Raw genomic sequence first — 13,078 nt, 5'->3', positions numbered from 1 at the left:
AGGTTTTCTATCACGCTGAAAAGAAGACAAAGGGCTAAAATAAAGATCATTTTAGCCCTTTGTCAACAATCTGAGACTTCGCCAAAAGCGAAGTCTTTTTTTAACAATTTTGTGGAAAAACCCACCTTTTAAAAGATTTTTCATAAAAAATTCACTTCTTTTTGTTCCTTTTTGTCGTTTTTTGTAGGTTCATCGTTAAGATGCGATTAAGCAACAAAGAAAGCGTTATCAAAAAAAGGGGGTTCACGTATGAAAAAGTTAGGGTTAGCTTCTCAAATACTCATTGCACTTGTTCTGGGTGTTATCGTAGGAGCGCTGTTTTATCAAAATGAAACCGTTATTAATGTGTTAACGCCAATTGGCGATATATTCATTCATTTAATTAAAATGATCGTTCTTCCAATTGTTATTGCTGCATTGATTGTAGCAGTAGCTGGTGTAGGGGATATGAAAACCATTGGAAGACTCGGCGGAAAAACGATCCTTTACTTCGAGATTGTCACAACGATTGCATTAGCAGTTGGACTGCTTGCAGCGAACTTCTTCCATCCTGGTACAGGAATTGATATGAGCAACATGGAAAAGGGAGATATCTCGAAATATGAAGAGACGTCTAAGGCTTCTTCCGAAAAAGCTAGTTTCTCTGAAACAATTGTGCATCTTGTGCCAACAAACGTTTTCCAATCAATTGCAGAAGGTGATCTATTACCAACCATCTTCTTTACAGTCTTATTCGGATTAGGAATTGCCGCAGTAGGAGACAAAGGGAAACCAGTATTAGGATTCTTTGAGGGTATACTCGAAGCCATGTTCTGGGTGACCAATAAAGTGATGAAGTTTGCACCATTTGGTGTATTCGCGCTCATCAGTGTGACGGTGATCAAATTCGGGGTCGGAGCGCTTCTCCCGCTAGGTAAGCTGGTACTTGTCGTTTACGGCACGATGGCATTCTTCGTGATTGTCGTACTTGGCATTATCGCAAAATTAGCTGGAACAAGCGTCTTTACACTATTTAGAGTGTTAAAAGAAGAAATTATTCTTGCATTCTCAACAGCAAGTTCCGAAGCTGTACTGCCTAGATTAATGGACAAAATGGAGAAGTTCGGCTGCCCGAAAGCGATCACGTCGTTCGTTATCCCAACAGGGTACACCTTTAACCTGGATGGAAGTGCGATCTATCAATCCATTGCTGCCATATTTGTTGCCCAAATGTACGGCATGCCGCTTTCCATTTATGAGCAAATTACGTTACTATTAATCTTAATGCTGACATCAAAAGGTATGGCTGGTGTACCAGGTGCATCTATCGTTGTTGTCATCACAACACTTGGTGCAATGGGACTTCCGCTTGAAGGACTTGCCTTCATCGTTGGGATCGACCGTATTCTTGACATGGTTCGTACAACAGTGAACGTATTTGGTAACTCACTTGCAGCGATTGTCATGTCTAAGTGGGAAAAAGTATTTGATCAAGAGAAATCGAAAAAGTATATTGAGGAATTAAAGCAACAAACAAAAGCAGCGTAAAAAAGGAGATCTTTCAAATGACGAAGCTACAGGATAAGCAAGTTCGAATCGAACGAGACTTTCTAGGTGAAAAGGAAGTAGACACTCAAGCGTATTATGGAATTCAAACATTACGTGCAGTGGAGAACTTTCCAATTACTGGCTACCATGTTCATGAGGAACTCATCAAAGCATTAGGGATTGTCAAAAAGGCAGCCGCACTTGCAAATATGGATACACAGCGACTTTATGCTGGTCTTGGAGAAAAAATTGTTCAAGCCGCAGATGAGGTCATCGAAGGAAAATGGAACAACCAATTTATTGTCGATCCAATTCAAGGCGGGGCTGGCACTTCAATGAATATGAATGCCAATGAAGTCATTGCAAACAGAGCGCTTGAACTACTAGGAAAGGAAAAAGGCGCTTATCATGAGCTCAGTCCAAATACGCATGTGAACATGTCGCAGTCAACAAACGACGTTTTCCCAACAGCGATTCATATTTCGACATTGAATATGATTGAAAAACTACTTTATACGATGGAAAACATGCATCAAGTCATGACTGAAAAAGCGCAGGAATTTGATCATGTGATCAAAATGGGACGTACGCATCTTCAGGACGCTGTTCCAATCCGACTTGGTCAAGAGTTTAGTGCCTATGCAAAGGTTCTCGCTCGTGATATTAAACGCATCAAGCAGTCTAGACAGCATTTATATGAAGTCAATATGGGTGCAACAGCAGTTGGAACTGGACTGAATGCTGATCCTAAATACATTCGTCAAGTAGTCGGCTATCTATCTGATATCAGTGGATTACCATTAGTTGGAGCTGAAGACTTAGTCGATGCAACGCAAAATACGGATGCTTATACAGAAGTATCTGCTGCGTTAAAAGTATGTATGATGAATATGTCCAAAATGGCGAACGATATTCGTTTGATGGCATCAGGTCCAAGAGCAGGCTTTGGTGAGCTTCATTTGCCGCCTAGACAGCCAGGTTCATCGATCATGCCAGGGAAAGTCAACCCGGTGATGCCAGAGGTCATGAACCAAGTGGCGTTCCAAGTCATCGGGAATGATCATACGATCTGTCTTGCATCAGAGGCTGGTCAGCTTGAACTGAACGTGATGGAACCAGTCCTTGTGTTCAACTTGCTTCAATCTCTCAGCATCATGAAAAATGTATTTGAGTCCTTCGTAGATAACTGCTTGCGTGACCTAAAAGCAGATGAATCTAGATTAAAAGAATATGTAGAAAAGAGTGCTGGTGTCATGACGGCGGTCAATCCGCATATTGGTTATGAAGCTGCTGCACGAATTGCCAGAGAAGCGATTCTTACAGGCGTATCTGTACGTGAGCTTTGTCTGCAAAATGATGTTTTATCAGAGGAAGAGCTTGATGTCATCTTAAATCCTTTTGAAATGACAAAACCAGGTATTGCTGGCGCATCACTTTTAGAAAAGGATCGTTTAGAAGATTAAGCTGCATCATGATAAGCGCACACCGACAAAGTTCCGGTGTGCGCTTTTTCATGGACTGTTTGTTTTTCTCAAGATCACATAGTATACTATCGTCAATTATTAGGGATGTGACTGCGTTTGAATCTACTGAAAAAATGGCTGAATACAGAGCCTTATTTAATTGTGATGCTCATTGTACTGACACCGATTGGCGGAGAGCTAAAATTTTATCCGTTTGAGGACAGCTTTCGGGTCAGCTTTGGAACCGTTGTCTTTTTCTTTATTCTGCTTCAAATGAAAAGATTCCCGGCATGGGCAAGCGGAATCATTGCAGGGGTATCTGTTTTTGCGTTTCGGGTGCTGCTTGATACAGCCGTGACAGGCCACCTGCCGCTGGAAGAGGCGGTTTCATTAAGATTACCTTCCCTGCTTTATTATGTCGTCTATGGCACGCTTTTTTATTTATTGCAGGTCAGACGTTTCCGTGATAAGCCTTGGCTGATTGGGGCGACAGGCATCATCATGGAACTGTGCGCGAGTGTTGTTGAGATGGTTGCGCTTCGAGGCACCATTGATGAAATTTTAACGGTGCGAACGCTATTTCAACTATTTGTTTTGGCGATTTTCAGAAGCTTTTTCGTATTGGCTTGTTATACGATGATTCGATTATATGAAGAGCAGGCGAGAGAGCGTCAGATGAAAAAGGAAAAGGAACACCTGCTCATGCTGCTTTCGAACCTTTACACGGAATCTACATACTTTCATAAGACACTTGCACATGCTGAGCACATTACAGCTACATCCTATCAATTGTATCAATCTCTTCATCACGCAAAGGATGCTGAATCATTGGATTTGAAAAAGCTTGGAAAAACAGCCCTGCAAATTGCAGGAGAGGTGCATGAAATTAAAAAGGATAATCAGCGGATTTTTTCTGCTTTATCAAAGCTGATTCATGAGGAGAAATTTCAGGAGTATGAAAGCCCTGCCCATATTGCTGGGCTTGTGATTCGTATCCATGAAAATTACGCAGAATCACTTAAAAAAAACATTGTCTTTCATTATGATGAAGAAGGGCAGCATCCCGTCTATCATGTGTATACCATTCTATCTTTGTTAAATAACATAGTATCTAATGCCGTTGAAGCTATTCCAGTCGATGGAGAGGTGTCACTATCCATTTCGCGGGAAGAGAAAGATGTCCGCTTTCAAATCAGCGACAACGGGCCTGGCATTAAAGAGCGTAATCATCATGTTATTTTTAAACCAGGCTTCACTTTAAAATACGACCAGGCTGGGAATCCATCAAGCGGCATAGGTCTTTCCTATGTGAAGGATACAGCAGAGAAGCTTGGCGGAAGTGTTGAGATGAAGAGTATCCCAAATAAACAAACGATTTTCACTTTAAAGCTACCAGTGGATCAAGTCAGTAGAAAAGAGGGGATTGGGAGATGAGATTTTTTATTGTCGATGATGATGAAGCCGTTCGTTCTTTACTGGCTCAGCTCATTGAAGATGAAGAGCTTGGCATTGTGGCTGGAGAAGCAGAGGATGGCGCAGAATTAACTGCCAGCTACTTAAATGATCTGCACATTGATATCTTATGTATTGATCTTCTGATGCCGGAAAGGGACGGGCTTGAAACGATTCGAGCAATCAAGGATGAGTTTCATGGGAAATACTTAATGCTGTCACAGGTAGAAACAAAGGAATTAATCGGACAGGCCTATGCGCTTGGCGTCGAGTATTATGTGACGAAGCCGATCAATCGGATAGAAGTCTTAAGTGTGCTCCATCTCATGATTGAACGCCTTCATTTAGAGCACTCGATTGAAAATATTCAGAACTCGCTCAAATCGGCGATGCAGTTCCAGCAGCGAGGCCAGACGAAAACGAAGCAGCGGGGGAAAAGCTTAGCAGAGGCAGGTCAGTTCTTATTGGCGGAGCTAGGGATTGTCGGCGAGAAGGGGTCGAAAGATTTATTAGATATGATTCTCTTTACTGATCAGTACCTAGCGCTGCATGCCGATCATCACGATTCCTTTCCTTCTTTGAAGGTCATTTTCACCGGGATCACGGAGGATAAATTAAATGAGCCTTACACATCAGCAGACATCGCAAGAGAAGCGAAGGCAGCGGAACAGAGGGTAAGGCGAGCGATCAACCAATCATTGAAACACATTGCATCGCTCGGGTTAACGGATTATTCCCATCCAAGCTTTGAAAACTATGCATCTAAATTTTTCGATTTCACCATTGTACGAAAGAAAATGAGTGAATTGACAAAAGAGACAAGAGGAAGAGAAGAACATACCCGCATCAATGTGAAGAAATTTGTGCAGGTGCTCTACTACGAAGCAAAGCGTATTTTTATGGAAGATTAAAAAAAGACATGTTCTCCTATTGCGGAGGCATGTCTTTTTTTGTGATGGATTGCAGATGCATCTCCAGCACGGAGCGCATGAGCTGAGGCGGTAGACGGTGAGGCTGTAAGATTCCATTCAAAGCAAGCCCATTGACGACCGCATAAAGCCGTTCTGTCTCCAGTAAAAGATCGGTATGCTCTAGCAGCAGCTCAGCCTCTTTTAATTTCGTTAAACAAGCATGAACGGTTTGGAAAAGATCATCATACATTTCTGCATTGAGCGCCTGTAAATCTGATTCAGTCAGGGATTTAATCGTAAAAGCCTGCCACACCTCCATTTCAAATCTTCGTTCTTCATCAAGTGGAAGGACTTGCTCCAATAAAGAGAGGATATTTTCTTTAGTTGAACCGTTTAATGGAAGCCCTGCAATTCGTTCCTTGACTCTTTCCTGAATCAGATTCATAGAGAAAAGAAATAACTCCTGCTGTGTGGAAAAATAATGCCGCATAGAGCCGGCAGAAATCCCAGCTTCTACTGCTATTTTTCGTACAGAAGCGTTCTCTAATCCCTCCTGTTTAATCACTCTCATCGCAGCTTGAGCGACCTTTTGTTTTTGTTTTTGGTGATCGACGATTTTTGGCATATATTGATTTTAGCACAGCTATTGTTTTTTTAATACGACTGTGTTAGATTTTATTTAATACAATCGTATTAAAAAGGGTGTGGGAATATTGATTGGGTTATTGATTGTGGCATGTGAGATTGGTTTTTGGCTGTTTATTCTAATGGGTTTAACGCTGCGTTATGTGTTTAGACAGAAAAAGTGGGGAGCTTTCTTCCTGATCTGTACGCCGATTTTGGATCTGGTCCTTCTTGCGGCTACTTATATGGATTTAAGGCAAGGGGCGGTGGCGAGTGTCATCCACGGACTTGCGGCTGTTTATATTGGTGTGAGTCTCGCCTTTGGGCACCAAATGGTGAAATGGGCAGATGCTCGCTTCGCTTATCGATTTGCAGGAGGCCCAAAGCCAAAGGGAAAACCAAAGTACGGCAAGGAGCGGTCTATGTATGAAATGGTCAGCTGGGTGAGGCATTTAGCTGCTTGGGTCATCGGAGCCGGTTTACTTTTTGGGCTCACCTTTCTCATTCAAGCACCAGAACGAACCGAATCATTGATGCAGCTTGCCTATGTGTGGGGAATGGTCTTAATCGTTGATTTCCTCATTAGCATCAGTTATGTGATTTGGCCGAAAAAACATCCACAAAATATGGCAGGCTAACAGAAAAGACAGGCGGACTCACTCCACCTGTCTTTTCTCATGATGACAACCCTTTGTAAATGGTGTCAATATTCCATTTCATCATCTTATAGTAGCTGTCTCCATCTTCACCTTTCTTTCCAATGGAGTCAGTGAATACTTTTCCCTTAATCGGTACCCCAGTTTCTTCAGAAAGGCTTTCAAGGCTGCGTTTATCTACACTTGTTTCAAGAAAGAGAGCAGGAACTTGATGATCTTTGACAAAATGAATGATGCGTTTCATTTGTCCAGGTGTTCCTTCGCTTTCTGTATTGATCTCCCAAATGTAGCCCGCTTTCATTCCATACGCATCTGCAAAATACTTGAATGCTCCCTCACTTGTGACAAGGAGTTTTTTGTCTTTTGGCAGCTGATCAAACTTGTCTTTTGCTTCATGATGAAGAGCTTGAAGCTTCTTGATGTAGGCGTCTGCATTTTTTTCGTAATCCTCTTTATGCTCGGGGTCCGCTTGAATGAGCGCATCCCGGGCATTTTGTGCATAAATAATGCCATTTGCAACATTCAGCCAGGCATGGGGGTCCTGCTGACTTTCCAGCCCTTTTGAAGATAAATGCTTTACTTTGACGCCCTTACTCAATTCGGCTACAGGGGCATTATCCCCGTTCTTGCCGCTCGATTCAAGCAGCTTTTGAAACCAGCCATTCCCTGTTTCGAGGTTTAAGCCATTGTATAGAACAAGGTCTGCATCCGTCGTATGCTGAACATCCTTTGGCAGTGGGTCGAATTCATGTGGGTCTGTACCAATGGGAACAATGCTGTGAATAGAAACATGCTGTCCGCCTACTTCCTTCACGATGTCATAAAGAATGGAATAGGTCGTGACAACTTTTAATTTGCCATCATCTTTACCGGAATGATTTTGTTGAGTAGAACAACCTGCGATCACCATAAGGGCAATGAATACTGCGGTCAAACGGATTGCAAATACCTTCTTCATATAGTTCCTCCTTTTACATAGACGCTTCCTTTTTTAACTGCGTTCGTTTTCGTTTAGATTTTAATGATCTCCATAAAATACCTTGCTTTGGTGAAAAGATAAAGGCACTGCCGAATAAAATGGTCGCGACTAGCACGATGGAAGCACCAGACGACAAGTTATACGTAAAACTCAGCCCAAGTCCCACGATGGCAGAAACGGCACCGAAAAAAGCAGATAAATAAATCATGATCCATAGCCGGTCTGTCAAGAGATAAGCGGTGGCGGCCGGCGTAATAAGCATCGCAACGACAAGAATAATACCAACGGTTTGCAGCGACGCGACGGTTACAAGGGTCAATAATGTCATGAGAAAATAATGAATCATTCGATTTGGTAAACCGTAAACAGAAGAAATGACCGGATCAAATGAACTAATGAGCAGTTCTTTGTAGAACACGATGACGGCCAGTAAAATAAAAATGCCGATTCCGAGCGTAATCCACATATCAGAGGAACGAACAGCTAGTACGTTTCCAAACAAGATATGATATAAATCACTGGAACTTTTCAAAAATGTAATGAGAATGATCCCAATTGAAAAAAAGGCGGTGAATACAATGCCGATCGCAGAATCATTTTTAATGCGGCTGTTTTGACTGACATATCCGATGCCAATCGCTGTTAGCACACCAGTTAAGACGGCTCCGAAAAAAAAGTTAATCCCTAGCATATAAGAGATGGCGACACCTGGCAGCACGGCGTGTGAAATGGCATCTCCCATCAGTGCCATGCCTCGTAAAATGATAAAGCAGCCAATGACACCGCAAATAATGCCTACCATGACGGATGTAAATAACGCTTTTTGTAAAAACGCATACTCAAAGAGTCCGGTTAAGAATTCCATTACACGTCTCCTCCTGCTGATTTTAAGAATGGTAGCTGCGTTTCATACGCCTTTAGCATCACCTCTGGAAGAAGGATGTCGTGTACAGGTCCTGCCTTGATCAGTTTTTTATTTAAAAGAACGAGGTGGCTGAAGTAATCATCGGCCTTACTTAAATCATGGTGGACGACCAGAATGGTTTTCCCTTCATCTCGTAATTCCTTCAAAATGCGAATCATCGTTTCTTCACTTGTCATATCAATCCCGACAAAAGGTTCATCCAAACAAAAGAGCTGTGCGTTTTGAGCAAGTGCTCTTGCAAGGAAGACACGCTGCTGCTGACCGCCGGATAATTCACCGATCTGCCTTTTGGCAAAGTCCTGCATCCCGACTTTTTCTAAGCAATGGTATGCATAGGCTCGGTCTTCTTTTTTGGGTCGTTTCATTAGTCCAAGCTTCGGATATGTTCCAAGTAGAACGGTATCCAGTACATGAATAGGAAATGTCCAGTCTAGATCATTTCTCTGCGGTACATATGCGATCTGTTTTCTGACTTGTTTAAAGGGCTGTTCAAAAAAGTGAATATTCCCTTGATCTTTTTCAATTAAATCCAAACATGCTTTCAATAAAGTCGATTTACCGGCACCATTTGGACCAATGATTCCTGTCATCGTCCCTTCCTGTATGGAAAGAGAGATGTTTTCTAATGCATCTTGTCCGTGATATGAGACATATAGACGGTCGATTGTTAAAGCATTTGACATCTCTTGCGGCCCCTTTCAATCATCATTGCGTTTCCTAAAGATATATGCATACATTAAATAATTTTGACTAAAGGATGAAATGATTGACTAACGCTAATTTGTTTCCTTAAGGAAACTTTTATTTCATTCTAAGCGTATGTCCTTCTTTTGTAAAGAGAAATGCTGTACTTATTTCGTTAGAGGTCAAACGATCGTTTCTATGTTATGCGACGAGCGGGGGACATGAGCTTGGTTTATTGAAAATCCACGAAACAGCATTGAACACAAAAAAACAATTATTTGCTCATAAATGATTGACAGTTGATCAGATCTCCACATATAATAAGGGTAATTCAATATATGAATATGTGCTCATATATAACATCCATAGTATCTGATATAGGTTTGATTGAATCAGGGAAGGCTACTTATATAGAAAAAGGTGAGAACATGAAAAAGATGAAAGATGAATACGTATTAAGCGGTCTTGATTGCGGCAACTGTGCACGTAAAATCGAAACAGGTGTCAGCAAAATGGATGGAGTTGAAGCATGCTCTGTTAATTTTGCGACAGGCACATTGACTGTCACACATGCAGATAAACAAGAAACAATGTCAAAGCGTATTGTGAAAACCGTTCAGTCCATTGAACCTCATGTGAGTGTATCACCAAAAGAAGAAGGACATCATCACGATCATGATCATGGGACAAAGAACTTAAAAACGATTGTGCTGAAATTAATTGGCGGTGCTGTGATTGGAACAGCTGCCTATTTTATACCTGAAGATGGTTTGCTGAAGTTCGTCATGTTTTTCGCAGCGTATTTACTAGTCGGCGGTGATGTCGTCTTTAAAGCGCTGAAAAATATCGTGCGCGGCCAAGTATTTGATGAGAACTTTTTAATGACCATTGCAACCGTTGGTGCTTTTGTCATTCAGCAATATCCAGAGGCACTAGCTGTCATGCTGTTTTACCAAATTGGAGAGCTCTTCCAAGGAGCGGCAGTGAATCGTTCAAGACGATCGATTAGTGAATTAATGAATATTCGCCCTGAATATGCGAATCTCAAAGTGGGACATGAAACGAAAAGAGTAAAGCCGGAAGAAGTAAAAGCGGGTGACCGCATCGTCGTCAAACCGGGTGAGAAAATTCCGCTGGACGGACTTGTCATTGAAGGTTATTCACTCGTGGATACCTCTGCATTAACAGGGGAATCCGTTCCTCGAGATGTAGAAGCAGGAAAAGAAGTTCTTGCAGGATTTGTGAATCAAAACGGGATTCTTGAAATTGAAGTACAAAAAGAGCTAAGCGAATCGGCTGTTACGAAGATTTTAGATTTGGTGGAGAATGCGAGCAGCCGAAAAGCACAGACAGAAAACTTTATCACAAAGTTCGCAAAATATTATACACCTGCGGTCGTCGTGCTAGCATTATTGCTTGCCTTTATGCCGCCGCTCCTCATTCCATCAGCACAATTGTCTGACTGGGTTTACCGGGCGCTCGTCTTTCTCGTGATCTCTTGTCCTTGTGCACTAGTTGTCTCCATCCCATTAGGATTCTTCGGTGGAATCGGTGCGGCATCTAAACGAGGCATTCTTGTGAAAGGCAGTAACTATTTAGAAGCACTGAACTCTGTGCGCTATGCTGTATTTGATAAAACTGGCACACTCACAAAAGGGAACTTTACGGTGACCAATATCGTGACAACGAGTGACAAGTGCTCAAAAGAGGAACTGCTTTCTTTTGCGGCTCTGGCAGAAGCCCATTCCTCGCACCCGATTGCAGAATCAATTAAAGCTGCTTACGGTTCACCACTTGATGAGAGCCAGATTGAAGCATATGAGGATATTGCTGGACATGGAATTAAAGCCACGATAAGCGGTGTCCATGTATTAGCTGGAAATCACCGCTTAATGGAAAGAGAAGGCATTGCGTTTGAAAAAGAAAAACGAAGCGGAACCGTTGTGTACATGGCAATAAACGGTGAGTTTGCCGGATCTATTTTGATTGCAGATGAATTAAAGGATGATGCGACCGAAGCAGTCTCTGCATTAAAAGCGTCTGGGATTAAAACAGTCATGCTCACTGGTGATGCCAAACAAGTAGGGACTGCGGTCGCCCAGCAAATTGGTATTGACGAAGTGCATACTGAATTATTGCCACAGGATAAAGTAACGAAATTAGAAGAAATCGATCAGAAAAAAGCCCCTCAAGAAAAATTATTATTTGTAGGGGATGGCATTAATGATACACCGGTATTAGCAAGAGCAGACATAGGAATTGCAATGGGCGGGCTTGGTTCAGATGCAGCTGTAGAGGCGGCTGATATCGTGATCATGACAGATCAGCCATCAAAGGTAGCAGAAGCCATTGCAGTCGCTAAAAGAACAAGAGCGATTGTATGGCAGAATATCGCATTTGCTCTTGGCGTCAAAGCAGTTTTCCTCTTACTTGGTGCATTTGGTATTGCGACCATGTGGGAAGCAGTCTTTTCAGATGTGGGTGTTACCGTACTGGCTGTTTTAAATGCGATGAGGGTCATGAAATAAAACTGTAAGGAAAAATTCATGAATACCACCTTTCATAATGGCCCCCCTCTTGTTAAAATAGAAGAAGTTGGATAATGGCATTTTTCTAAGCTATTATCCTTTTTCTTTTTTTAAGGAATGAAAAAGATAAGGTAGGTGCTTTTGTGAGTAAAAAAAATAATCAATCTTCATCCATTAAATTTGCTGTCATTTTAACCATCGTCGCAGCTCTTCTCATCGGTCTATTTGTTGTGATTGGGAACAATAACAGCCAAGAAGCACAAACAGTTGACAGTAAGCCTTCTATTAAAGGACAGCCTGTCATGGGGGACAAAAACGCAGCGGTGCAAATCGTCGAGTTTGGGGACTACAAATGTCCGTCATGTAAATCATTTGAAACAGACATTTTCCCGAAACTGAAAGCAGACTACATAGATAAAGGCGATGTATCTTTCTCGTTTATTAACTTACCACTGCCTGTTCATGGAGATGGCGCAGTGTTAGCAGCACTCGCTTCTGAAGAAGTGTGGAAGGAAGACCCAAAAAACTTCTGGGCATTTCATGAAGCTGTCTATGACGCACAGCCAGATAGTGAAGCAGAGTGGGTAACACCTGCTAAGCTGACTGAACTAGCGAAAAAGACAACAAAAATTGATACGGACAAGCTCAAAGACAACTTATCGAAGAAAACGTATCAGCCGGAGCTGAACACGGACGATCAGCTTGTGAACAAATATAAAGTCAATTCAACACCAACGATTTATATTAATAATAAACAAGTCCAAAACTTTTATGACTATGATGAAATCAAGGAATTAATCGATCAGGAACTCAAAGGGAAAAAATCATGAAGAATAAGCTGATTTACTTATACAGCGCTTGGATCGTCTCTATCGTTGCGACGATGAGCAGCCTGTATTTAAGTGAAGTAAAGAAGTTTATCCCATGCGATCTGTGCTGGTTTCAGCGCATTTTCATGTACCCGCTCGTGCTTTTACTTGGAATTGCTACATTCCGGGGCGATGTCAAAGTGAAGTACTACGTTCTGCCTTTGGCAGTGATTGGTGCTGGCTTTTCCATCTATCATTATATGGAACAAAAGATCCCAGGATTTGCATCGATTCGCCCTTGCCTCAGCGGCATTCCTTGTTCCTTTGATTATCTGAATTGGTTTGGTTTTATCACCATTCCACTATTGGCTCTTATTGCATTTATTCTTATCATCATCAGTATGCTGCTGTTAAATGCAAAAGAAGATTGAGTGAAAAAGCCTGCTCAGATTGTAGAGAAACTCATGTTTTTCTACAATCTTTTTTATTTTTAACGTATGTATGAAGAATGAAATGTATT

The 13,078-nt window shown here is 41.8% G+C and carries 12 protein-coding genes; 8 read left to right on the top strand and 4 right to left on the bottom strand.

Translation table 11 applies throughout. The features are described 5' to 3' along the window. Window positions 1–249 precede the first annotated feature (249 nt). The 4 genes from R0K30_RS20505 to R0K30_RS20490 all read left to right on the top strand — a co-directional run bounded on the left by R0K30_RS20505 (window position 250) and on the right by R0K30_RS20490 (window position 5,353). The gene (locus R0K30_RS20505; protein WP_099728521.1) at window positions 250–1,527 is read left to right on the top strand and encodes a cation:dicarboxylate symporter family transporter; all 1,278 of its coding nucleotides are present in this window, start codon (window positions 250–252) and stop codon (window positions 1,525–1,527) included. Between the two features lie 17 nt (window positions 1,528–1,544). Then, a complete protein-coding gene (gene aspA, locus R0K30_RS20500; RefSeq protein WP_099728520.1) occupies window positions 1,545–2,990 on the top strand; it encodes an aspartate ammonia-lyase in 1,446 nt (481 codons plus the stop codon). Window positions 2,991–3,107: 117 nt separating this feature from the next. Next, window positions 3,108–4,424, top strand: coding sequence for an ATP-binding protein (locus R0K30_RS20495; RefSeq protein ID WP_410612558.1), 1,317 nt, complete (start codon window positions 3,108–3,110; stop codon window positions 4,422–4,424). After that, window positions 4,421–5,353 carry a response regulator gene (locus R0K30_RS20490; RefSeq protein WP_410612556.1) on the top strand — a complete coding sequence of 311 codons (933 nt, stop codon included), beginning with the start codon at window positions 4,421–4,423 and terminating at the stop codon, window positions 5,351–5,353. The genes R0K30_RS20495 and R0K30_RS20490 overlap by 4 nt, the downstream gene beginning before the upstream one ends. Before the next feature lie 16 nt (window positions 5,354–5,369). Here the strand turns inward: R0K30_RS20490 and R0K30_RS20485 are convergent, their stop codons facing one another. Then, entirely contained in the window at window positions 5,370–5,978 is a 609-nt protein-coding gene (locus R0K30_RS20485; protein ID WP_099728517.1) for a TetR/AcrR family transcriptional regulator, read from the bottom strand. 88 nt (window positions 5,979–6,066) lie between these two features. Here R0K30_RS20485 and R0K30_RS20480 point away from each other — a divergent pair, with 88 nt between their 5' ends. Further along, window positions 6,067–6,615 (top strand): hypothetical protein, encoded by a 549-nt coding sequence (locus tag R0K30_RS20480; protein WP_099728515.1) that lies wholly within the window; start codon window positions 6,067–6,069, stop codon window positions 6,613–6,615. Window positions 6,616–6,652: 37 nt separating this feature from the next. Here the strand turns inward: R0K30_RS20480 and R0K30_RS20475 are convergent, their stop codons facing one another. Genes R0K30_RS20475 through R0K30_RS20465 form a run of 3 tightly spaced genes read right to left on the bottom strand, consistent with a single transcriptional unit; the run spans window position 6,653 to window position 9,220 of the window. Then, window positions 6,653–7,591: a metal ABC transporter solute-binding protein, Zn/Mn family gene (locus R0K30_RS20475; RefSeq protein WP_410612553.1), complete on the bottom strand. Its 939-nt coding sequence runs from the start codon at window positions 7,589–7,591 to the stop codon at window positions 6,653–6,655. Between the two features lie 13 nt (window positions 7,592–7,604). Continuing rightward, on the bottom strand, window positions 7,605–8,477 hold the full coding sequence (locus R0K30_RS20470; protein WP_099728513.1) for a metal ABC transporter permease: 873 nt from the start codon (window positions 8,475–8,477) through the stop codon (window positions 7,605–7,607). Further along, window positions 8,477–9,220, bottom strand: a complete 744-nt coding sequence (locus R0K30_RS20465; protein ID WP_230030742.1) for a metal ABC transporter ATP-binding protein — start codon at window positions 9,218–9,220, stop codon at window positions 8,477–8,479. The genes R0K30_RS20470 and R0K30_RS20465 overlap by 1 nt, the downstream gene beginning before the upstream one ends. Window positions 9,221–9,649: 429 nt before the next feature. Here R0K30_RS20465 and R0K30_RS20460 point away from each other — a divergent pair, with 429 nt between their 5' ends. From R0K30_RS20460 to R0K30_RS20450, 3 genes are all read left to right on the top strand, one after another. Continuing rightward, entirely contained in the window at window positions 9,650–11,749 is a 2,100-nt protein-coding gene (locus tag R0K30_RS20460; protein ID WP_283775059.1) for a heavy metal translocating P-type ATPase, read from the top strand. 143 nt (window positions 11,750–11,892) lie between these two features. After that, window positions 11,893–12,579: a DsbA family protein gene (locus R0K30_RS20455; protein ID WP_099728510.1), complete on the top strand. Its 687-nt coding sequence runs from the start codon at window positions 11,893–11,895 to the stop codon at window positions 12,577–12,579. Further along, on the top strand, window positions 12,576–12,989 hold the full coding sequence (locus R0K30_RS20450) for a disulfide oxidoreductase (RefSeq protein WP_099728509.1): 414 nt from the start codon (window positions 12,576–12,578) through the stop codon (window positions 12,987–12,989). Before R0K30_RS20455 ends, R0K30_RS20450 begins: the two co-directional genes overlap by 4 nt. Window positions 12,990–13,078: the final 89 nt, after the last annotated feature.

It is taken from the genome of Bacillus sp. SIMBA_154 (assembly GCF_046536015.1).
GTDB classification, from domain to species: domain Bacteria; phylum Bacillota; class Bacilli; order Bacillales; family Bacillaceae; genus Bacillus; species Bacillus pumilus_P.
The sequence above is the reverse complement of the archived record's forward strand: the minus strand, read 5'-3'. Positions and strand labels throughout refer to the sequence as shown.